Genomic DNA, 22307 nt, shown 5'->3' on the forward strand with positions numbered 1-22307 from the left:
CGATATGGGCTTCGGGTCTTAAACCTTGGACTTCTGCGCAACCTGGTCGCCGGTCTGGCCGAAGCGGCGTTCGCGCTGCTGGAAGGAGTCGATCGCTTCGTCCAGCGAGGCCTTGGAAAAGTCGGGCCAGAAGGTCTTGGTGAAATACAGCTCGGAATACGCCAGCTGCCACAACAGGAAATTGGAGATGCGTTCCTCGCCGCCGGTACGGATGAACAGGTCGGGCTCGGGCGCATAGGCCATGGCCAGGTGCGGCGCCAGCATCTCTTCGGTGAATTCGGTCACACCGGGGTTAGCCGCCACCATCTTGCCCGTTGCCTGCATGATATCCCAGCGGCCGCCATAATTGGCGCACACGCTGACCGTGAGGCGGGTGTTGTTGGCGGTGCGGCGTTCCGCCGCGGTGATCATGTCCTGCAGCTTGGCGTCGAAGCGGCTCAGGTCGCCGACCACCTTGAGGCGGATGTTATTGGCGTGCATCTTCGCCACTTCGCGCTCGAGCGCGGTGACGAACAGGCGCATCAGGAGCGAGACTTCCTCGGCCGGACGGCGCCAGTTTTCCGACGAAAAGGCGAACAGCGTCAGGTATTCCACGCCGCGTTCGACGCAGTGTTCGACGACGCCGCGCACCGCCTCCACGCCCTTGACGTGACCGGCCACGCGCGGCAGCAAGCGTTTGGTAGCCCAGCGTCCATTGCCATCCATAATGATGGCGATGTGGCGCGGCACCTTCGGCGCTTCGGGAATGGCAGTGGTCGAACTTTTGAACATCTTTGCTTCCAGCTGGGTCTTAAAGGGAGTCGGACCGGCCGCGGCATGAGAGCCGGGGCCGGTCCGCCTGGGCGCGAGTGAGGATCACCCGCGGCGCCCAGTATCACACCGTCATGATGTCTTTTTCTTTGTCGGCCAGCAGCTTGTCGATCTCGGCGACGAACTTGTCGGTCAGCTTCTGGATGTCGTCGTTCGAACGGCGCTCGTCGTCTTCCGACGCGGTCTTGTCTTTGACCATTTTCTTGACGGCTTCGTTGGCGTCGCGGCGGATGTTGCGCACGGCGATCTTGGCGTCTTCGCCTTCCGACTTGGTCAGCTTGACCATTTCCTTGCGGCGCTCTTCGGTCAGCGGCGGGGTCGGCACGCGGATCATGTCGCCCTGCGACGACGGGTTCAGGCCCAGGTCGGAGTCGCGGATCGCCTTCTCGATGGTGCTCGCCATCTTCTTTTCGAAAGGCGCGACGCCGATGGTGCGGGCGTCGATCAGGGTCAGGTTGGCCACCTGCGACAGCGGGACCGGCGAACCGTAGTATTCGACCATCACGGAATCGAGGATGCCGGCGTGGGCGCGGCCGGTGCGGACCTTGGCCAGGTTGGCCCGCAGGGTCTCGATGGACTTGGTCATGCGCTCCTGCGCGTTCTTCTTGACGTCAGCTAAGGACATGCTGCACTCCTATATTTTAATTTTTGAAACGAAATTCAAACGTGTACCAGTGTACCCTCGTCTTCGCCCATGATCACGGCTTTCATGGCGCCGGGCTTGACGATGGAGAAGACCTTGATGGGCAGCTTCTGGTCGCGGCACAGTGCGAACGCGGTGGCGTCCATCACCTGCAGGTTCTTGGCGATCGCCTCGTCGAAGGAGATCGAATTGTAGCGGGTGGCGTTCGGGTCCTTCTTCGGATCGGCGGTGTAGACGCCGTCGACCTTGGTGGCCTTGAGCACGATCTCGGCCGAGATCTCGGCGCCGCGCAGGGCGGCCGCGGTGTCGGTGGTGAAGAAGGGGTTGCCGGTGCCGGCGGCGAACACGACGACCTTGCCCTCTTCCAGGTACTGCAGGGCCTTCGGACGCACGTAGGGCTCGACCACCTGCTCGATGCTGATCGCCGACATCACGCGCGCGGTGATGCCCACGTGGCGCATCGAATCGGCCAGGGCCAGGGCGTTCATGACGGTGGCGAGCATGCCCATGTAATCCGCGGTGGCGCGGTCCATGCCCTGGGCGCCGGGAGCGACGCCGCGGAAGATGTTGCCGCCGCCGATCACGACCGCCACCTGCACGCCCAGCTTCGCCACTTCCGCCACGTCGGCGACCATACGGTCGATGGTGGCGCGGTTGATGCCGAACTGGTCGTCACCCATCAGCGCTTCGCCAGACAGTTTGAGGAGGACTCGTTGGTAGGCTGGTTTTGTCATGATGAAGCGGCTCCTATGTTGTGTTTCGAATTCGGGTCCGAGCGCCGGCGACCTGCCGACGCTCTCATCTGCAACGACAGATGGCTGTGAGGGACTGCCGCGCGCACCTACCGACGCATGCGGCAGCACCCTACAAAAACGGGCCTTACGGCCCGCTTTGTTTGATTACTGCTTGTTGGCAGCCATCTGTGCTGCGACTTCTGCTGCGAAGTCGTCCACCTTCTTCTCGATGCCTTCGCCGACGACGTACATCGTGAATGCCTTCACGCTGGCGTTCGAGGCTTTCAGGTATTGCTCGATCGACTGCTTGTCGTTCTTCACGAATGCCTGGTTCAGCAGCGAGACTTCCTTCAGGTACTTCTGCACCGAACCGTCGATACGCTTGGCGACGATCTCGGCCGACTGCGGCTGCTTGCCTTCGGCGACGGCCTTGTCGGCGTCTTCCTGGGCTTTCAGCTGGGCAACCGAACGCTCTTTCTCGATCAGTTCAGCAGGCACTTGCTCTGCCGACAGCGAGACCGGCTTCATTGCAGCGATGTGCATGGCCACGTCCTTGCCGACCTGGTCGTCGCCCTCGAACTCGACCATGACGCCGATGCGGGCGCCGTGCAGGTACGACGCCAGCTTGGCGCTGGTTTCGAAGCGCTGGAAGCGGCGAACGGTCATATTCTCGCCGATTTTACCGATCAGTGCCGTACGCACGTCATCGAAGGTCTTGCCTTCGTGCGGCAGGGCTGCCAGGGCGGCGACGTCGGCCGGGTTCTGCTCGGCGACCAGCTTGGCTGCCAGGTTGGCCATGGCCAGGAAGTCATCGTTCTTGGCGACGAAGTCGGTTTCGCTGTTGATTTCAACCAGCGCGCCGATGTTGCCGGAGATGTAAGCGGCGACCACGCCTTCGGCGGTGATACGCGATGCTGCCTTCGATGCCTTGCCGCCCAGCTTGACGCGCAGGATCTCTTCGGCACGCGCCATGTCGCCTTCGGCTTCGGTCAGTGCCTTCTTGCATTCCATCATCGGCGCGTCGGTCTTCGCGCGCAGTTCACCAACCATCGCTGCGGTAATAGCTGCCATGTTGAATTCTCCCAAATATTTGATGTAGAGGCCCGCATGTCCCACGGACATCCGGACGATAATTTATTGCTAAGCGTCGCGCTTAAAAAAAGGGGCGCTCGTGCTATGGCTCGGCGCCCCTTCCATACTCAGGCAGGTCTCACCTGCCCTGCATTATGCCTGCTCGGACACTTCGACGAAGTCGTCGCCAGCGGCCTTGACCATCTCGACGACTTCGTTGGTGGCGTTGGCGCGGCCTTCCAGGATCGCATCGGCGACGCCGCGTGCGTACAGGGTGATCGCCTTCGACGAGTCGTCGTTACCCGGGATCACGTGGGTGACGCCTTCCGGCGAGTGGTTGGTATCGACCACGCCGATGACCGGGATGCCCAGCTTGCCGGCTTCGGTGATCGCGCCCTTGTGGTAGCCGACGTCGACGACGAAGATCGCGTCAGGCACGCCGCCCAGCTCCTTGATGCCGCCGATCGACTTCTGCAGCTTGACCATTTCGCGCGAGAACATCAGCGCTTCTTTCTTCGACAGCTTCTCGACTTCACCCGACTCGACCAGGGCTTCCATGTCCTTCAGGCGCTTGATCGAGGTCTTGATGGTCTTGAAGTTGGTCAGCATGCCGCCCAGCCAGCGCTGGTCGACGTAAGGCACGCCGGCGCGTTGCGCTTCAGCGGCGATGATGTCGCGGGCCTGGCGCTTGGTGCCGACCATCAGGATGGTGCCGCGGTTGGCCGAGATCTGCTTGATGGTCTTCATCGCATCCTGGTACATCGCCATGGTCTTTTCCAGGTTGATGATGTGGATCTTGTTGCGATGACCGAAGATGAACGGTGCCATTTTCGGGTTCCAGAAACGGGTCTGGTGGCCGAAGTGGATACCGGCTTCCAGCATTTCACGCATAGTAACGGACATGTAATTCTCCAGGGTTGGGTCTTGAACGTAGCCAGTCACCTAGCAGGCACCCTTTGGCGGCCACGTTCGCGATTTCATTTAAAAGATGATTTTTACAACATTGCTCGATGCGAATACGAGCAACCCGAGATTCTAGCGGGATTTGGTCCGCTTTTCAAGCGTAGACACAGGAGTAAATCGGTTTACCGTAGCGTGGGCGGGTCTCCCGCCCACGCGTTCGACCATCGCCAGCACATTCGCGACGGATCTACGCGCAACTCTCGCCGCGTGGGCGGCATAGCCGCCTACCCTACGAAACCCTTATAATGGCGTAATAACTTACATTCGCAGGAACAGAAAATGGCCTCCATCCCCAAGACCTCGGAAGAAATCGAAGGCATGCGCGTCGCCTGCCGGCTCGGTTCGGAAGTGCTCGACTACATCACGCCCTTCGTCAAGCCCGGCGTCACCACCGGCGAACTGGACCGCCTGGCCAAGGACTACATGATCAACGTGCAGGGCACCGTCCCGGCCACCCTGAACTACGCGCCGCCGGGCTACCCGCCCTTCCCCGGCTCGATCTGCGCCTCGGTCAACGACGTCATCTGCCACGGCATCCCGGGCGATCGCGTGCTCAAGAGCGGCGACGCGCTGAACATCGACATCACCCCGATCACCAAGGAAGGTTTCCACGGCGACAACAGCCGCATGTTCCTGGTCGGCGAAGCCTCGATCCTGGCCAAGCGCCTGTCGGAAGTCACCTTCGAATGCATGTGGCTGGGCATCGCCAAGGTCAAGCCGGGCAACCGCCTGGGCGACATCGGCTTCGCGATCCAGCAGCACGCCGAGAAGCACGGCTACAGCGTGGTGCGCGAGTTCTGCGGCCACGGCGTCGGCCGCGTGTTCCACGAAGAGCCGCAGGTGCTGCACTACGGCCGTCCCGGCACCGGCGAAGAACTGGTCCCCGGCATGATCTTCACCATCGAGCCGATGATCAATGCCGGCCGCCGCGAGATCCGCGAGATGCCGGACGGCTGGACCATCAAGACCAGGGACCGCAGCCTGTCGGCCCAGTGGGAGCACACCGTCCTGGTCACCGAGACCGGCGTCGAAGTGCTGACCATGTCGGCCGGCAGCCCACCGCCGCCCGCGATCGTGCTGCCGCTGCTGAACCAGGGCACCGCCGTTCCGGCCTGAGCGAGGGACACCCTATGGGCCAGCCCGCGCTCCTCGACAGCTCGCTCGGCGAGCTGCGCCAACGGCTGAAGGCCCGACTGAAATCCGAGCGCCAGGCCCTGATCGACGCCTTCCACCAGGACGGCAAGCCGGAAAAGCTGCTGCGCGGCCTGCGCAACTGCGTCGACGGCATCCTCACCGATGCCTGGCACGCGGCCGGCCTGCCCGCCAACACGGCGCTGGTGGGCGTGGGCGGCTACGGCCGCGGCGAACTCTTCCCCTATTCCGACGTCGACCTCCTGATCCTGCTCGGGCAGCCGGCCGACGCCCTCACCCAGGCCAGGCTGGAAAGCCTGGTGCAGCTGTTCTGGGACCTGGGCCTGGAAATCGGCCACAGCATCCGCACCGTGGACGAATGCCTGGTCGAGTCGCGCGCCGACATCACGGTGCAGACCAGCCTGCTGGAAGCGCGCCTGGTGGCCGGCGACGAAGCCCTGTTCGACGAGCTGCGCCGGCGCCACCGCGCCGCCCTCGATCCGCAGGCCTTTTTCCAGGCCAAGACCGCCGAGATGCGGCTGCGCCACGCCAAGTACGAATACACCGCCTTCGCCCTCGAGCCCAACGTCAAGGAAAGCCCGGGCGCGCTGCGCGACCTGCAGGTGATCATGTGGGTGGCCAAGGCCGCCGGCCTGGCCGAATCCTGGAGCCAGATGGCGCGCGCCAAGCTGATCACCCGCGCCGAGGCGCGCCAGCTGATGGAAAAGGAGTACGCCTTCAAGGACATCCGCGTGCGCCTGCACCTGCACACCGGACGGCGCGAAGACCGCCTGGTGTTCGACGTCCAGACCGCGATCGCCAAGACCTTCGGCCTGGAGAATGCCAAGGGACGCCGCGCCAGCGAATTGCTGATGCAGCGCTATTACTGGGCGGCCAAGGTGGTGACCCAGATGAACACCATCATGCTGCAGAACATCGAGGCGCAGCTGTTCCCGCGCCCGGCGGCCCGGGTGCCGCTCGGCGGCGACTTCAAGGCGCATTTCGACGAGGTCAACGGCTTCATCGACATCGCGCAGGCCGATACCTTCGAGCGCCATCCCTGGACCGTACTGGGCGTGTTCGTGGTCATGACCGAACGGCCCGACATCAAGGGCATGACGGCGCGCACCATCCGCGCCCTTTGGCATGCGCGCAACGTGATCGACGAGGCATTCCGCGCCGATCCCGGCAACAAGGCCCTGTTCCTGCGCATCCTGAAGGCCCCGGTGGGGCTGCTGCACGCGCTGCGGCGCATGAACGACATGGGCGTACTGGGACGCTACCTGCCGGCCTTCCGCAGCATCATCGGCCAGATGCAGCACGACCTGTTCCACGTCTACACGGTGGACCAGCACATCATGATGGTGGTGCGCAACCTGCGCCGCTTCACGATGCCCGAGCACGCCCACGAATACCCCTTCTGCAGCCAGCTGATCGCCAATTTCCGCGACCGCTGGCTGCTCTACGTGGCCGCCCTGTTCCACGACATCGCCAAGGGCCGCGGCGGCGACCATTCGGAGCTGGGCATGCAGGACGCGGCCGAATTCTGCCGCGGCCATGGCCTGTCCGAGGAAGACACCGGGCTGGTCGTGTTCCTGGTGCAGCAGCACCTGACCATGTCGACCGTGGCCCAGAAGCAGGACCTGTCCGACCCGGACGTGATCCAGTCCTTCGCCAACCTGGTGAAGGACGAGCGCCACCTGACCGCGCTCTACCTGCTCACGGTGGCCGACATCCGCGGCACCAGCCCGAAAGTCTGGAATGCCTGGAAGGCCAAGCTGCTCGAGGACCTGTACAAGGTGACCCTGCGCGTGCTGGGCGGCGAGCCGCACAGCGCCGACCGCGAACTGCGCGCGCGCCAGAAGGAAGCGCTGGCCACCCTGCGCCTGTTCGGCCTGTCCGCCAGCGCCCACGAGGCGCTCTGGAAGCAGCTCGACGTGGTCTACTTCCTGCGCCACGACGCCTCCGACATCGCCTGGCAGACGCGCGCCCTGCACGACAAGGTCGACAGCGGCAAACCGGTGGTGAAGGCGCGCCTGGCGCCGATCGGCGAAGGCCTGCAGGTGGCGGTATACGTGAAGGACCAGCCGGACCTGTTCGCGCGCATCTGCAGCTATTTCGAGCGCAAGAACTTCAGCATCCTCGACGCCAAGATCCACACCACCCGCCACGGCTATGCGCTCGACTCCTTCCTCGTCACCGAGGAGAGTTTCGCCGGCAGCTACCGCGACATCATCAGCCTGATCGAGCACGAACTGTGCGCCCTGTTGCTGGCCCAGGAAGCCCTGCCGCCGCCGACGCGCGGCCGCCTGTCGCGCCTGTCGCGCACCTTCCCGGTCACGCCGACCGTGGACCTTCGCCCCGACGAGCGCGGACAGTTCCACGTGCTGTCGGTGGCCGCCAACGACCGTCCGGGCCTGCTGTATGCGATCGCCAATGTGCTGACCCGCTACCGTATCAACCTGCACACCGCCAAGATCATGACCCTGGGCGAGCGCGTCGAGGACGTCTTCCTGATCGACGGCGCGGCCCTGAACAACCCGCGCAGCCAGGTGCAGCTCGAGACCGACCTGCTCGACGCCCTGAAGATCTAGCATTCCAGATTCAACCCTCTTTTTCCCTGTATTCCGATGACCGAACCTGTCCGCCTCTCCAAACGTATGTCCGAACTCGGCCTCTCCTCACGCCGCGAAGCCGATGAATGGATCGCCAAGGGCTGGGTGCGCGTGGATGGCAAGGTGGTGTCGGAGCTGGGCAGCAAGGTGCTGCCGCACCAGAAGATCACCGTCGAACGCCAGGCCGCGGCCGAGCAGTCCAAGCGCGTGACCATCCTGATCCACAAGCCGGTCGGCTACGTCAGCGGCCAGGCCGAAGACGGCTACAAGCCGGCCGTGACCCTGGTCAAGCCGGAGAACCGCTGGCCGGACGACCCTTCGCCCGAGCAGTTCCACCCGACCCAGCTGCGCAGCCTGGTCCCGGCCGGACGCCTGGACATCGACTCGGTGGGCTTGCTGGTGCTGACCCAGGACGGCCGCATCGCCAAGCAGCTCATTGGCGAAAACAGCTCGGTCGACAAGGAATACCTGGTGCGGGTGCAATACACCAAGCCGGGCACGCTGCCGGACGCCGACCTCAAGAAGCTCAACCATGGCCTGTGGATGGACGGCAAGCCGCTGCTGCCGGCCAAGGTGCGCTGGCAGAACGAGGACCAGCTCAGCTTCACCCTGAAGGAAGGCCGCAAGCGCCAGATCCGCCGCATGTGCGACATGGTCGGGCTGAAGGTGATCGGCCTGAAGCGGGTACGCATCGGCAAGGTGAAACTGGGCGACCTGCCGCCGGGGCAGTGGCGTTACCTGCGGCCGGACGAGCAGTTCTGAGATCTGCCGGCCTGGAAGCTTATGGCGCTGTTCTCATTATGTGTGGAAGATCCCGATCACCGCTCTCAGGAAGCGCTCCGGCGAAGCGATCCGTTCCCCGTCGAGCGCCCAGCGCCAGCCGAGGTAATTGGGCAGGTAGCGCGAGGCCACGCCGTGAAAACGCGCCAGCCAGCTGCGCAGGCGCTGGTGGTAGGCGTTGACGTGTTGAACGTGCACTGCACCCCGCACCCGCTCGCTTAGGCGCAAGTTGACGTAGGCGTGCGCGATGCGCGCCTGGCGGGCAAAGGTCCGGTAGGCGCGATGGCCGTCGGTCACGAGGAGCACATCCGGATCGAGCACAGGGAGCAGGTGCCGGTGCAATTGCTTGACTGTTACGGCAGCCCGACCCGTGACGAAGGAGCAGGTCTGGCCGGCACGGTCGCGCGCGACCAGGATGCAGTCGTGATCCTGGCTGATGCCACGGCTATGGGCGACACCGCCGCGCTTGCGTGCCGGCCGGTCGAGCTTGCGCGATCCCTTTTGCGATTCCAATAGAAACATCTCATCGGCCTCGGCGATGCCGGCCAGGCGTTCCGGCTGGTCGTGTTTTGCGCCGTCGAGAAAACGGTGGCGCCAGCGAAAACTAGTCGTATGGTGCACGCCAAGCAGCTTGGCCGCGACCCGCACGCTGCGCGAATCCAGCATGTGTTTGAGGAAGTCGAGCCATTTGCCGCGGTGGCGCAGGCGTGCCAGCGGTGTGCCGCTCAGGGCGCTAAAGGTGCGTCCGCAGGCGCGGCAACGGTAGCGCTGCAGGCCGCGGTTGAGGCCGTGGCGATAGTGACGGGAGCTCCCGCAGTCGGGACAGCACAAGGGTGCCGGCCGCGCGCCGTCGATCGCCGCGCAAACGCTGTCGAGCCCGATTGCCGGCTGTAACGCCGTGGCAAGCTGCGCTCGCTGCTGCCGGGTAAGCGAGGGCAAGCTGCGCAGCAATCGGGTGAAACTTGTCGGCCGCATCGATCCTCCTGGCGATTCAGTCCAGGTTGGACATCCACTCTGCTCGACAGTTCAATTTCTACACCTGGCGCGAACAGCGCCAAGCTTATTGGCCGACGCAAATGATCCTGGTGTCGTATTCCTGGGCATTGCCCTTCTTTTGCTTCGCCCAACGGATCACCTCGTCGGCTTCGGCGACCGTCATCACGGTCGCTTTTTCCTTGTTCCGGATAAAGGACACTCCTTCGAACTTGCCTTCCTTGCTGCGCATGACCCTGGCAAATACGGGTGGCTTCTTGCCCTCGTCGGTGCGCTTGTTTTGCTGGACGAGGTAACGCTGGTCGATGTTTTCCATGCTGGTGTTCCATGTGGGGCAGTCGGGGGCGCATTGTACCGGGTATGACGCCTCGGAAGTACCCGGCGTCTCATCCCGGGGCTCCTGATGGCGCCATGGTCGAACCAGGATACGCTAGCCTATCCGCGCTCTGCCCCTGAGGATGGATCTTCGTTCACGCAGCATGCCTGGCTGCCGGCGCCCGGCTGCCCGCGCGTCACGGAGCCAGCCAGGGGCTTGCCGCGGCGAGCATCGCCTCGATGCCGCGGTCCAGCGTCGGCGTGATCACGGGCGCAAACTGCGGCGAGTGGTTGGAGGGGATTTCGTTGGCCCGTCACTCGCTCTGGAGCCGGTCATACAGCTTGGGGGCAGTTCCACCCACTGCCCAATAGACAGCCGGCACATTCCAGGCCCGCGCGAACCAGCTGAAGTCCTCGCTCGCGGAGGCAGGAACGATCTGGGTCACCTGGTCGTCGCCCAGGCGCGCCTTCAGCGCCGCCACCACCTTCGGGGTCGCCTGCTCGTCGTTGTAGGTCGCAGGAAAACGCGTCCCCTCCTTGATGGCAGGCGGCTTCGGCGCATTCGAGGCGGTCGCTTCGGCGTCGAGGATCCGCCTGATCGAACCGAGCACGGTCTTGCGCACGCCCTCGTCGAAGGTGCGGATGTTCAGCCGCAGCGTCGCCTCGCTCGGAATGATGTTGCCGCTGCTGCCGGCCTGCACCGCGCCGACGCTGACGACCGCGCCCTGCGTGATGCCGATCTCGCGCGAGACGATGGTCTGCAGGCGCATGACGGAGGCGGCGGCCATCACCACCGGGTCGATCGTCTTTTCCGGAGGCGAACCGTGCCCGCCGCGTCCGAACAGGGTGACATCCAGGCTGTCGGACATCGACAGCATCAGGCCCACGCGCGTACCGATCTGGCCGGCACGCAGGGGCAACACGTGCTGTCCCATCACCACGTCCGGCTTCGGGAAGCGCTTGAGCATGCCGTCGTCGATCATCGCCCGGGCGCCCGAGCCGATTTCCTCGGCCGGCTGGAACACCGCCAGCACGGTGCCTTTCCAGTTCTTGCGATTCTCGGCAAGCATGCGCGTCACGCCCATCAGCCAGGTCACATGCATGTCGTGCCCGCACGAATGGGCGACGAAGGTCGACGCCCCGTTTGGCTCCCTCATCTGCTTCTTGCTGGCATAGGGAAGTCCGGTATCTTCCTTCATGTCGAGCGCGTCCATGTCGGCGCGCAGCAGCACGGTCGCGCCCTGGCCGTTGCGCAGGACACCGACCACGCCGGTGCCGCCGACCTTCTCGGTGACCTCGAAGCCCTGCTTGCGCAGCCAGTCGGCCGCGATCTTCGCGGTCCGGAGTTCCTGGTTCGCCAGCTCGGGGTTGGCATGCAGGTCCTTGTAGACGCCTTCGAGCTCGCGCAGGAGCGCCTCGGAAGGACGCGGGAACGGGCTCCGGTTCGCTGGCCCGGCATCCTGCTGCGCGCGGGCCGCTTGCGGCGGCGCCAGCCCGCAGACGAGCAGCGCCGCGACGAGGAGAAGGAACGACAGGAATGCAGACCGTGCGCGCGGCGTCGGGAACAGCGGGGTATGCGTCATATTGCCTCCACGGGGTTCAGCAGGATACAAACGCGCTCTGCCGCTCCATGGCGTTACGAGGGTTGGCGGCACACACGATATGACCGGGGTCGAAGCGCTTGGTTCCTCCCCGGCCACAGCCGAAGGCCGGTCCATCCGCCTACGGCGGCACCCCGAGCCCAGGCATGCGCCGCCCATCCGTGCGCTGCGCGACAATGGATGCCCGACACGCGACGAGGTAAACAGGCATGGAACCGGTCTACACCATCGGTCACTCGAACCGCCCGATCGAAGAATTCCTGGCCCTGCTGCGCGAGCACGGCATCGAACGCGTGCTCGACATCAGGACCGTGCCCAAGTCGCGCCACAATCCGCAGTTCGGGCAGGATCAGTTGCCGGCCGCGCTCGCCCAGGCCGGCATCGGCTACGAATACATCCGCGAACTGGGCGGCCTGCGCAAGGCGCGCAAGGACACGCCGAACGGGGCCTGGCGCAATGCATCGTTTCGCGGCTACGCCGACCACATGCAGACCGAGGAATTCAACACCCACGTCGACCTTGTCGCCCGCATGGCGCAATCGACCCGCTGCGCGCTGATGTGCGCGGAAGCTGTGCCGTGGCGCTGCCACCGCTCGATGGTGGCCGACGCGCTGGCGGTGCGCGGGATACCGGCCGAGCACATCATCGGCAAGGGCAAGACCAGGCCGCATACGCTCACGCCATTCGCGCAGGTCGAGGGCAAGCACATCACCTACCCGCCCGCGCCCGCGGACGCGCCGGACCCGCAATAGTGTCAATCGCGCCGGCGGTCCGCCAGGAACTGCCGGGCGCGCGGGTGCTGCGGGTTGGTGAAGAACTCCTCGGGCGTGGCCCGCTCGAGGATCCGCCCTTCGCTCATGAAGATCACGCGGTCCGCGACCTCGCGCGCAAAGCCCATTTCGTGGGTTACGCAGAGCATGGTCATGCCCTGCCCCGCCAGCGAGCGCATCACCCCCAGCACCTCGCCCACCATTTCCGGGTCGAGCGCGCTGGTCGGTTCGTCGAACAGCATGATCGGCGGGCGCATCGCCAGGGCGCGCGCGATCGCCACGCGCTGCTGCTGGCCGCCCGAGAGCGCGTTCGGATAGGCATCGACCTTGTGCGCCAGGCCGACCTGCTCCAGGAGCTCCATGGCGTACTCGCGCGCCTCCTTTGGCGAGGCGCGTTTCAGGTTCACCGGCGCCAGGGTGCAGTTTTCCAGCACCGTCAGGTGCGGGAACAGATTAAAGTGCTGGAACACGAAGCCGATCCCGGCGCGCAGCAGGTTGACATCCAGGCCCCTGGCGTGGATGTCGCGGCCATCGATGGCGATGCTGCCGCCATCGATTTCTTCGAGGCGGTTGAGGGTGCGGATCAGGGTCGACTTGCCGGAACCGGACGGGCCGCACACGACCACGACCTCGTTCTTTTCCACGGTTTCGCTGATGTCGACCAGCGCATGATAACGGGTCGCGCCGTGGCCGTACCACTTGTTGACTTTATCGAGAACGATCATCGTTCACACCCTTTTTATGGAAGCTGCACGGCGCGCTTGCTGGATAAGCGGCGCTCGAGCAGGAAGGCCAGGCGGGACAGGCCGAAACAGAGGATGAAATAGGTCAGCGCCAGGATCAGATAGACCTCGACCGCCTGCGTGAACACCAGGGTGTTGACCTGGGTGGCGATGAAGGACACTTCCGACAAGCCGATGATATAGCCGAGCGAAGTCGCCTTGATGGTCGAGACCAGCTGGCTGACGATCGAGGGCAGGCCGTTGCGCAAGGTCTGCGGCAGCACCACCAGGCGCAGCGCCTGTGAATAGGACAGGCCCAGCGAGCGGGCGCTTTCCAGCTGCCCCTTGGGCAGCGCGCGGATGCCGGCGGCCACGATCTCGGCCAGGTAGATGCCGTCGAACAGCACCAGCACCATCAGCATGGTGGTCGCCTGCCCGGTCTTGACGCCGGTAACCGCCGGCAGGAAGAAGTAGACCCAGAACACCACCAGCAGCAGCGGCACGGCGCGCACCAGCTGCACGATACCCGCTACCGGCCAGCGGATGGCGGGGCGGCTGCTCACGCGCGCCACGCCCAGCAGCAGGCCGAGCGGCATCGCCAGCAGCAGCGCCCCGAGCGACAGCAGCACGGTCAGCGCCAGGCCGCCGAGGGGCCCTTCCGGATACTGGCCGACCAGGAAGTACAGCCAGTAGGTGTCGATTAATTCAAGGATCGAAGCCAGCATCGGGACCTCATGCCGGACGGACCGGATAGCGCCGCTGGAACAGCCAGGCGGCAAACGAAATCAGGAGCGACACGCTCAAATACGCCAGGGTCGCGAAGGTGAACGCTTCCAGGCTGCGAAAACTTGCGGTTTCCACACGCGCGGCCTGGTACATCAGTTCGGCGGCGCCGATGACGGTGGCCACGCTGGTGTCCTTCCACAGGTTGACGGTCTGCGACAGCAGCGGCGGGGTCGCCGCGCGCAAGGCCTGCGGCAGCAGCACCAGGCGCACGCTGGCCAGGCGCCCCAGGCCCAGCGAGCGCGCCGCCTCCAGCTGGCTGGGCGGCACGGCGCGGATGCCGCTGCGGATGTCTTCGGCCATGTGCACCCCGCTGTACAGCGACAGCGCGATCACGGCGCACACCGCTTCCGGGTTGTGCGCGTACAGGAATTCGCGCGCGTTCTCGGGCAGCAGCTCGGGGAAGGCGAAATACCAGAACAGCAGGTGCGCCAGCAGCGGCACATTGCGAATCGCTTCGACAATTGTCGAAGCGATTGCGCGCGCCAGCGCGAAGCTGGACGTGCGCATCACCGCCAGCACTGCGCCGAACGGCAGGGCGATGACGAAACTGCTGGCGGTCAGCTGGAGCGACAGGATGAGACCCTGCACCAGCCAGTCATGGTACTGGCCGGATTGCAGGATGCTGGGATCGAAAAACTGCAAGGCGCGAACTTAGATCTTGTCGGTGCTGATCTTGAAGCTGCGCTTGGCGATGTTGGGACGGGTGCCCGGGCCATACCATTTGTTGAACAGCTTCTCGGCTTCGCCGCTCGCTTCCAGGCCGCGCAGGGTCTCGTCGACCGCCGCCTTCAGGTTCTTCTCGCCCTTGCGCAGGCCGAGCGCGATCGATTCGACGCCGATGCTGGTGGGCAGGATGGTGAAGCCCTTGGCGGCCGCGCCCAGCTTGCCGTAGTCGGCCAGCAGCGAGGATTCGTCGTTGACGTAGGCCACGCCCTTGCCCTGGCGCAGGGCCTGGAAGGCCTGCTGGGTGTTGTCGAAGGTGACCACCTCGACGTTCGGCACGGCCTTGCGGATGTTGGTCTCCTGGGTCCCGCCGCGCACCGTGACGACCTTCTTGCCGGCCAGCTGGGGCAGCGCGGTGATGCCGCTCCCCGCGCGCACCATGACCTTCGAGCCGGTGACGAAGTGGGTCAGCGCGAAGTCCACCTGCGATTCGCGTTCCTTGTTGTGGGTGAGCGTGGCGGCCAGCACGTCGACGTGGCCCTGCTGCAGCTCGGGGATACGGCTCGACACCGACATCTGCTTGAAGCGCGGCGTGACGCCGATCTTCTTCGCCACCGCGGTGGCGATGTCGATCTCGTAACCGACCAGCTGGCGGGTCTTGGGGTCGATGAAGCTGTTCGGCTCGTCGGTGCCGAGCACGCCGAACACGATCTCGCCTTTTTTCTTGATGTCCGCGAGCTGGTCGGCCTGGGCGGCGGACGCAAACATGGTGGCGGACAGGGCGGCTGCGCCTATGAGGATGTGACGGCGGGTGAACATGTTCTTCTCCAGACTACAACAATGCAATCGCAGGAGTATACGGCATGATCTTGCGTGGCCGAACGATCAATTCGCCATAAGAACATGCGTTCTCGACTATAAGCACCGGACAGCGTCTACATCCATGTTGACGCTCCGGCATGCTAGAGTTGCAAGCAATTGTGCAAGCTTTTGGAGGCAAGATGCTGGTCGTAACCTACAACGTCAACGGAATCGGCGCCAGGATCGGCGCCCTGCTCGACTATCTCGCGGAGCGCCGGCCCGACGTGGTCTGCCTGCAGGAGCTGAAGGCGCCGCAGGAGAAATTTCCTGAAGCGGCGATCCGGGAAGCCGGCTACCACGCGATCTGGCACGGCCAGAAGAGCTGGAACGGCGTCGCCATCCTGACCCGCGACGGCCCGGCCCAGGAGTTGCAGCGCGGCCTGCCGGGCGACCCGACGGACGAACAGAGCCGCTACATCGAAGCGGTGTACCAGGGCCTGCTCGTGTGCGGACTGTACCTGCCGAACGGGAATCCGGCGCCGGGGCCGAAGTTCGACTACAAGCTGGCCTGGTTTGAACGGCTGATTGCGCGCGGCGCCGAACTGCTGGAGGCCGGGGTGCCGGTCGTGATGTGCGGCGACTTCAACGTGATTCCGACCGAGCTGGACGTCTACAAGCCGGAGCGCTGGGTCGACGACGCCCTGTTCCGGCCCGAATCGCGCGCCGCCTTCGAGCGCCTGATGGCGCAGGGCTGGCTAGATGCGCTGCGCGCGCTGTATCCGGACCAGGTCATCTACACCTTCTGGGATTACTTCCGCAATGCCTTCGGGCGCGACGCCGGCATCCGCATCGACCACCTCCTGCTCAGCCCCGCGCTGGCGCCGGCGCTGCGCGCCGCGGGTGTCGACAAGTTCCAGCGCGCCAAGGAAAAACCGAGCGACCATGCGCCGACCTGGGTCGAGCTCGACATGGCCGCCGTGGTGCAGCCGAAGGCTTGAACCTTATCGGGGTGCAAAGCTTGCGCGCGCTTGCGCTATGATGCTGGTCCGTTTCACAAACAGCCCTGCGCGCCATGCTCACGCCCGAACAATTCTTCGGCTTTCTTACCGCCGCCATCCTGATCACGCTCTCGCCCGGCCCCGACAACATGATGGTGCTGGGCGCCGGCATCGCCAAGGGACGCGCGCGCGGCATCGCCTTCGGGCTGGGCTGCGCGCTCGGCTGCCTGAACCACACCCTGCTGGCGGTGATCGGCGTCAGCGCCCTGATCGCGGCCTCGCCCGCCGCCTTCACGGCGCTGAAGATCGCCGGCGGGCTGTACCTGATCTGGATGGGCGTCCAGGCGCTGCGCAGCCGTGGCGGCGCGCGCGTGGCGGGCAGCGTGCCGGACGAGTCGGCCCGCCAACTGTTCTTCAAGGGACTGCTGGCCAATGCCATCAACCCGAAGGTGGTGCTGTTCTTCCTGTCCTTCCTGCCGCAGTTCGTGGCGCCGGCGCGCGGCGACGCGAACTGGCAGATCGCCTGGCTGGGACTGGTGTTTACCGCGCAGGCGGCCGTGCTGTTCGGGCTGCTGGGCTATTTTTCGGGCGCGATCGGGCAGTGGCTGAACCGCACGCCGCGCGCCGGCATGTGGCTGGATCGGATCGCCGGCGCCATCTTCGTGGGCCTGGGCCTGCGCCTGATCGTGGCGCGCTGAGCCCGGTCCGGCGATCCGTTTTTCACCTCAACGCCTACAGCGTGATCGCCACCTGGCTTGCGGGCTGCTTGCGCGCCGCCAGCGGCACTTCCAGCAGCTTGTGGCGGCTGTTCCAGCTAAAGGCAACGGCGCGCCCGTCCACCGTTACCGCGCGCGGTTTCTTCTCGACGTTGTGCACCTTGAGCGCGAAGCCGCGCTCGGCGGGCACCTGCGCCTTGCCGGTCTCGGTCTGCAGGCCGATCTCGAGCTTGCCGGCAGCAAAGCTGCTGGCGAAGCGCACGATCTCGTACTTGCCCTTGGCGTAGGCATCAGCCGTTTCGCCGTCGTCGTCGTACATCCGGCCCGCGCCGCTGGCCACGCTGGCGTCGTGGTAGTAATGCAGGTCGATGCTCCGGGTCGAGTAGTCGCGCGTGGTCTGCACCACCTTCGCCATCGGGATGAAGGCGCCGGCCCGCACGTACACCGGGATATGCGCCTCTTCCGGCTTGACCACCTCGGTGATGCCGCCGCGGTGCTTCTCGCCGGTGTGGAAATCGAACCAGACGCTGTCCTTGACCGGGAAGTGGACTTCCTTGCGGGTCGCGCCCGGCTCCACGATCGGCGCCACCAGGAAGTCATGGCCCCACAGGTAGGTCGAGGACATCGCGGTCGCCTCGTCTTCCTCGAACAGCACCGGGCGCATCAGCGGCATGCCGGTCTGGCTGTTCTCGAAACCGAGGGTGTAGTTATACGGCAGCATGGCATAGCGCAGCCAGACCGCTTCGCGCGCCAGCACCTTGGTGCGCTCGGAGCGGAACACCGGTTCCGGCGCCACTTCGGACTGGGCGTGCGGACGGAAGATCGGCTGGAACACGCCGTACTGCAGCCAGCGCACGTACAGCTCGTCGTCCAGCACCGGGCCGGCGAAGCCGCCCAGGTCCGAGTGCATGTAGCCCAGGCCCTGCATGCCCATCTGCAGCGAGATCTCCATCTGCGACTGCAGCCCGCCCCAGCCGCGGCTGACGTCGCCCGACCAGGGGATCATGCCGAAGCGCTGCGAGCCCGAGTAACCGGCGCGCATCAGGATGAAGGGGCGCTCGTTCGGGAAGTCTTTCTGGTAGCCTTCCGCGATCAGGCGCGCCCAGTCGTGGCCGTAGACGTTGTGGACCTGGTCGGCGGTCTTTCCGCCACCGTGCCGCACCCAGGACGGATGCACTTCCGGCTCGCCCAGGTCGCCCCACCAGCCGCCCACGCCGCCGTTTTTCAGCTCCTTGTAGATGTTCCAGAACCAGTCGCGGCCCGGCTGGCTGTACAGGTCGATCAGGCCCGTGTTCCCGAAGTAGAAGTCGTAGGTGGCGGGCTTGCCGGAAGCATCAAGCGCCAGCACCTTCTGCTGGACCGCTTCCTGCCAGCGCTGCGAGGTCGTCAAGACGAAAGGCTCGGTGATGACGATGGTCCTGACACCCTTCCGTTTAAAGTCGGCCATCATCTTCTCGGCGGTCGGGAAGGTGTCGCGATCCCAGGCCAGGTTGCCCATCGTGCCCTTGACCTCCTTGCCGAACCAGTACAGGTCGAGCACCACGGCGTCCAGAGGGATCTTCTCGGCGGCAAACTTCTCGACCACGGCGCGGGTTTCAGCCTCGCTCTTGTAGCCGAAGCGGCTGGCGAAGTTGCCGAAGGCCCAGCGCGGCGGCAGCGGCTGGCGTCCGGTCAGGCTGGTGTAGTTGGCCATCACGTCTTCCCAGCTGTCGCCGGCCACCACCTGGTAGGTCTTGCGCCCGCCGATCACTTCGTAGCGCAGGGTGCCGTCCTTGCGGCTGTCGAAGTCGAGGAAGCCCACCTGCGGATTGTCGAAATGGATCGCATATTTTTTCGAGGACAGCGCGACCGGAATCGTGTAGTTGAGCAGTTGCGAGGTCTTGCCATAGCCGTAGTCGGCCTTGTTGTACAGCTGGAAGCGGTTGCCGCGGCGGTTCATGCCGACCGCGCGCGCGCCGGCGCCGTACAGGGCCTCGCCCTCGTCCAGCGCGAACTCGATGGTTTCCAGCTTGTCGCCCTTGGCGTAGCCGCGCTTCTCCGCCACCAGCGGCTTGCCCTTGTACAGGTAGCTGATGCGGAAGGGCTTGCGCTCGACCAGCACCGTGATGCCCGGCGTGGCGAACTCGATCCGGCCGGCGTCTTCCTTCAGGCTGGCCTGGATGCCGGCGGGCGGCAGCACCACCGCATGCGAGGCCGGGTCGTGCTGCTGGCCGTTCGGGATAAATGTAGTCTCGACTACATGGGCCGAATAGGGCTTGATCAGGTAGCGGCCGTCGCTGGTGGCCAGTTCCAGCGTGTTCCGGTTGAGGGCATGGCCTTGCAGCTGGCGCTCGGCGTTCTGGGCATAGGCAAGCGGACTGGCCATCATGCAGAGCAGAAGCCGGGCGATCGTGGTTTTCGTCATGGGTCTCGGTTGTTGTCGTTGAACGCAACCGAGAGCATGACAGAAATTCGCGCGCTGAAAAAGTAGCAATGTAATTAAATTACATAGTGACGGGCAAAAACCCTAGCGCAGGTAGGACATCACATTGTTCGCCACCCGCGCCGCTTCGGCATCGGTGAGCGGTAGGCTGCGGAAGGCCGCCCAGGCCTCGCGCGGGCGTACCTCGATGCCGATCTCGGCATCGGAGCCGTACAGCACCCGCTCCATGCCGACCTGGCGCAGGCGCCGCACCAGGCGGCGCGCGTCGGCGGCCGACAGTCCGGGTCGGGCAAACGCGGTCACGTCGACCCAGACGTGGCGCATGCGCGGATCCTGGCGTGCGGCGGCATCGGCCAGCACCGCCAGCGCGGCCAGTTGCGGCGAGGCGTCGCGCGCACCCGGCCGGTCGCCGGTGTACGCGACCTGGATCGGCACGTCGGGGGCGTGCGGCAGCAATTGCTCGAGCAGCAGGCGCGCCTCGCGCACGTCGGTCTCGTGCAGCTGCAGGACGATCGCCATGCCGCGCGCATTGGCCGAGCGAAACACGCGGCGCAGGCGCTCGAGCTGCTGCGGGTCGTCCAGCTCGACGCCGCCTGAAGCCGGCTGCAGCTTGATGCCGCGCCCGAACTCCGGACTGGCGGCGCAGCGCGCCAGTTCGGCCAGCGCGTAGTCCCTGAGCGGATCGACGCTGCACAGCGCCACCAGGCGCTCGGGGTACTCGGCGGCCTGGCGCGCGGCCCAGTCGTTCTCGGCGCGCACCCGGGCATACTCTTCCGCGAGCGAGCGCGCCGGCTGTCCGTACACGTAGGCGACCGACAGCACGGCGGCGCGTTCGATGCCGGCCGCATCCAGCTGCGGGATCAGGTCCTGGGCCGAGACCGGACGCATGGCGCTGGTGGCCGACATGAAGGCCGCCGCCGCCGGGCTGTAGACATATTGCTGGTGGTCGGCCACCGGCATCGCCGCCGCGACCGCGCGCGTGGGTGCCGCGGGAGCGGCGCTGGCTACGCCGCTGCAGGCCAGCGCCACGGCGGCGCAGCACAGGACGGGAAGACGCTTCATACATATACCTCGCGCAAAACATGCCGGCCTTTTGAGCCAGGCAAAACGCCATGTTATCGCATTGGCACGAACGCCTGTCAAGATTGCGTCTTGGCGGCGCCTGGCGTAGCATCGCGCGATCCGTGCCGGCATTTCCGCCGCCCGTCCTTACAAGGGAGAGACATGAAGAACGACATGCCGTCACAAGCGGCCCACCCCGTGAGCCAGACCCGCTCCTTCCTCACGGTGGCCCTGATCGAGTTGTGGGAACGCTTCGGCTACTACGGGATGCAGGCGCTGATCGTGTATTTCATGGTGCAGCGCCTCGGTTTCGAGGACAGCCGCGCCAACCTGGTATGGGGCGCGGCGGCGGCGCTGATCTACGTGGCCCCGGCCATCGGCGGCTGGATCGGCGACAAGGTGCTGGGCACCCGGCGCTGCATGATCCTGGGCGCGCTCATCCTCACCCTCGGCTACGCCCTGATGGCGGTGCCGACCACCAATACCTGGATGACCTTCTCCGCGCTCGGCGTGATCGTGGTCGGCAACGGCCTGTTCAAGCCCAACACCGCCAACCTGGTGCGCAAGATCTACGAGGGCGACGATTCCAAGATCGACAGCGCCTTCACCATCTATTACATGGCGGTGAACGTCGGCTCCACCTTCTCGATGCTGGCCACGCCCTGGATCAAGGACTACGTCAACGCCACCTACGGCAATCACCTCGGGTGGCACGTGGCCTTCGCGGTGTGCAGCGTCGGCCTGATGGTCGGCCTGCTCACGGTCGGCCTGCTGCGCAAGACCATCGGCCACATCGGCTCGCCGCCGGACGCCGAGCCGCTGCGGGTGAACCGCCTGCTGGCGGTGCTGGCGGGCGGCGTGCTGGCCGTGGCCGCCTCGGCCGTCATCCTCGAGTACCGCGACCTGGCGCGCGCCTTCGTCTACGTGGCCGGCTTCGTCGTGCTCGGCATCTTCATCCACCTGATCCGCAGCAGCCAGCCGAACGAGCGCGCCGGCCTGATCGCGGCCCTGGTGCTGACCTTGCAGACCGTGTTCTTCTTCATCTTCTACCAGCAGATGTCGACCTCGCTGTCGCTGTTCGCCCTGCGTAACGTCGACCTCGAGTTCACCGTGTTCGGCGCCCACCTGTGGACCTGGTCGCCGGCCCAGTTCCAGGCGCTCAACGCGATCTGGATCATGGTCCTGAGCCCGGTGCTGGCCTGGATCTACACCCGCGCCGGCAACAGCGGCAAGGACCTGTCGATCGCCGCCAAGTTCGCGCTCGGCTTCGCCGTGGTGGCGGCCGGCTTCTTCACCTATGGCGTGGCCGGCGCCTTCGCCGTGGGCGGCCTGACCTCGTCGTGGATCATGATCGCCGGCTACGGCCTGTACTCGCTGGGTGAGCTCCTGGTGAGCGGCCTGGGCCTGGCCATGATCGCGCGCTACGTGCCGGCGCGCATGGGCGGCTTCATGATGGGGGCGTACTTCGTCGCGGTCGGCATCTCGCAGTACCTGGGCGGGGTGGTGGCGAACCTGGCGGCGGTGCCGCAGGGCATGACCGATCCATTGCAGACGCTGCCGGTGTACACGAACCTGTTCAACAAGCTGGGCATCGCGGCGATCGGCTGCACGCTGGTTGCGCTGGCGGCGCTGCCGCTGATGCGCAGGCTGACGGCGACGCACCACGCGCACCAGTGATTTCGTAGGGTGGGCGGGTCTTCCCGCCCGCGCG

General features: G+C 65.5%; 21 protein-coding genes. 7 read left to right on the forward strand and 14 right to left on the reverse strand.

All coding sequences use genetic code 11. The annotated features are described in order from the left end of the window. Positions 1-18 precede the first annotated feature (18 nt). The 5 genes from uppS to rpsB form a co-directional block, all read right to left on the reverse strand. The gene (gene uppS / locus MasN3_RS15785) at positions 19-771 is read right to left on the reverse strand and encodes a polyprenyl diphosphate synthase (protein WP_281908406.1); all 753 of its coding nucleotides are present in this window, start codon (positions 769-771) and stop codon (positions 19-21) included. Between the two features lie 103 nt (positions 772-874). Further along, positions 875-1435 (reverse strand): ribosome recycling factor, encoded by a 561-nt coding sequence (gene frr / locus MasN3_RS15790; RefSeq protein WP_281908407.1) that lies wholly within the window; start codon positions 1433-1435, stop codon positions 875-877. Positions 1436-1470: 35 nt separating this feature from the next. After that, positions 1471-2187, reverse strand: a complete 717-nt coding sequence (gene pyrH, locus MasN3_RS15795; RefSeq protein ID WP_036207004.1) for a UMP kinase — start codon at positions 2185-2187, stop codon at positions 1471-1473. 165 nt (positions 2188-2352) lie between these two features. Beyond that, positions 2353-3258, reverse strand: a complete 906-nt coding sequence (gene tsf / locus MasN3_RS15800; protein ID WP_281908411.1) for a translation elongation factor Ts — start codon at positions 3256-3258, stop codon at positions 2353-2355. A 153-nt stretch (positions 3259-3411) separates the two neighbouring features. Further along, on the reverse strand, positions 3412-4161 hold the full coding sequence (gene rpsB / locus MasN3_RS15805; RefSeq protein ID WP_036207002.1) for a 30S ribosomal protein S2: 750 nt from the start codon (positions 4159-4161) through the stop codon (positions 3412-3414). A gap of 339 nt (positions 4162-4500) precedes the next feature. On the opposite strand from rpsB, the gene map reads away from it, so the two are divergent. Genes map through MasN3_RS15820 form a run of 3 tightly spaced genes read left to right on the forward strand, consistent with a single transcriptional unit; the run spans position 4501 to position 8729 of the window. Beyond that, on the forward strand, positions 4501-5337 hold the full coding sequence (gene map, locus MasN3_RS15810) for a type I methionyl aminopeptidase (protein WP_281908413.1): 837 nt from the start codon (positions 4501-4503) through the stop codon (positions 5335-5337). Positions 5338-5351: 14 nt separating this feature from the next. Next, on the forward strand, positions 5352-7946 hold the full coding sequence (locus MasN3_RS15815; protein WP_281908415.1) for a [protein-PII] uridylyltransferase: 2595 nt from the start codon (positions 5352-5354) through the stop codon (positions 7944-7946). A 36-nt stretch (positions 7947-7982) separates the two neighbouring features. Next, positions 7983-8729 (forward strand): pseudouridine synthase, encoded by a 747-nt coding sequence (locus tag MasN3_RS15820; RefSeq protein WP_281908416.1) that lies wholly within the window; start codon positions 7983-7985, stop codon positions 8727-8729. Positions 8730-8765: 36 nt separating this feature from the next. Here the strand turns inward: MasN3_RS15820 and MasN3_RS15825 are convergent, their stop codons facing one another. The 3 genes from MasN3_RS15825 to MasN3_RS15835 all read right to left on the reverse strand — a co-directional run bounded on the left by MasN3_RS15825 (position 8766) and on the right by MasN3_RS15835 (position 11638). Continuing rightward, a complete protein-coding gene (locus MasN3_RS15825) occupies positions 8766-9722 on the reverse strand; it encodes an IS1595 family transposase (RefSeq protein WP_281908417.1) in 957 nt (318 codons plus the stop codon). Between the two features lie 85 nt (positions 9723-9807). Next, positions 9808-10056, reverse strand: a complete 249-nt coding sequence (locus MasN3_RS15830) for a hypothetical protein (RefSeq protein ID WP_281908419.1) — start codon at positions 10054-10056, stop codon at positions 9808-9810. 313 nt (positions 10057-10369) lie between these two features. Then, complete coding sequence (locus tag MasN3_RS15835; protein WP_307730361.1) at positions 10370-11638, reverse strand: amidohydrolase; 1269 nt, start codon at positions 11636-11638, stop codon at positions 10370-10372. A gap of 227 nt (positions 11639-11865) precedes the next feature. Between MasN3_RS15835 and MasN3_RS15840 the strand changes: the two genes are divergently transcribed. After that, positions 11866-12408 (forward strand): DUF488 domain-containing protein, encoded by a 543-nt coding sequence (locus MasN3_RS15840; RefSeq protein ID WP_281908422.1) that lies wholly within the window; start codon positions 11866-11868, stop codon positions 12406-12408. Between the two features lie 2 nt (positions 12409-12410). On the opposite strand, the gene MasN3_RS15845 is transcribed toward MasN3_RS15840, so the two are convergent. The 4 genes from MasN3_RS15845 to MasN3_RS15860 are packed head-to-tail and all read right to left on the reverse strand — an operon-like array spanning position 12411 to position 15416. Next, on the reverse strand, positions 12411-13151 hold the full coding sequence (locus MasN3_RS15845; RefSeq protein ID WP_281908423.1) for an amino acid ABC transporter ATP-binding protein: 741 nt from the start codon (positions 13149-13151) through the stop codon (positions 12411-12413). A gap of 14 nt (positions 13152-13165) precedes the next feature. Further along, complete coding sequence (locus tag MasN3_RS15850) at positions 13166-13861, reverse strand: amino acid ABC transporter permease (RefSeq protein WP_281914526.1); 696 nt, start codon at positions 13859-13861, stop codon at positions 13166-13168. 19 nt (positions 13862-13880) lie between these two features. Then, positions 13881-14576, reverse strand: a complete 696-nt coding sequence (locus MasN3_RS15855) for an amino acid ABC transporter permease (RefSeq protein WP_281908424.1) — start codon at positions 14574-14576, stop codon at positions 13881-13883. A 9-nt stretch (positions 14577-14585) separates the two neighbouring features. Beyond that, positions 14586-15416 carry an ABC transporter substrate-binding protein gene (locus MasN3_RS15860; RefSeq protein ID WP_281908426.1) on the reverse strand — a complete coding sequence of 277 codons (831 nt, stop codon included), beginning with the start codon at positions 15414-15416 and terminating at the stop codon, positions 14586-14588. 182 nt (positions 15417-15598) lie between these two features. Between MasN3_RS15860 and xth the strand changes: the two genes are divergently transcribed. Both xth and MasN3_RS15870 read left to right on the forward strand, forming a co-directional pair. Then, entirely contained in the window at positions 15599-16396 is a 798-nt protein-coding gene (xth, locus tag MasN3_RS15865) for an exodeoxyribonuclease III (protein ID WP_281908428.1), read from the forward strand. A 74-nt stretch (positions 16397-16470) separates the two neighbouring features. Further along, on the forward strand, positions 16471-17094 hold the full coding sequence (locus MasN3_RS15870; protein WP_281908429.1) for a LysE family translocator: 624 nt from the start codon (positions 16471-16473) through the stop codon (positions 17092-17094). 34 nt (positions 17095-17128) lie between these two features. On the opposite strand, the gene MasN3_RS15875 is transcribed toward MasN3_RS15870, so the two are convergent. Beyond that, complete coding sequence (locus tag MasN3_RS15875) at positions 17129-19516, reverse strand: glycoside hydrolase family 31 protein (RefSeq protein ID WP_281908430.1); 2388 nt, start codon at positions 19514-19516, stop codon at positions 17129-17131. Positions 19517-19618: 102 nt separating this feature from the next. Continuing rightward, a complete protein-coding gene (locus MasN3_RS15880; RefSeq protein WP_281908432.1) occupies positions 19619-20596 on the reverse strand; it encodes an amidohydrolase family protein in 978 nt (325 codons plus the stop codon). 162 nt (positions 20597-20758) lie between these two features. Between MasN3_RS15880 and MasN3_RS15885 the strand changes: the two genes are divergently transcribed. Beyond that, positions 20759-22273 carry a peptide MFS transporter gene (locus MasN3_RS15885; RefSeq protein ID WP_281908433.1) on the forward strand — a complete coding sequence of 505 codons (1515 nt, stop codon included), beginning with the start codon at positions 20759-20761 and terminating at the stop codon, positions 22271-22273. Positions 22274-22307: the final 34 nt, after the last annotated feature.

Source organism: Massilia varians (assembly GCF_027923905.1).
Classification (GTDB): Bacteria; Pseudomonadota; Gammaproteobacteria; order Burkholderiales; family Burkholderiaceae_D; genus Telluria; species Telluria varians_B.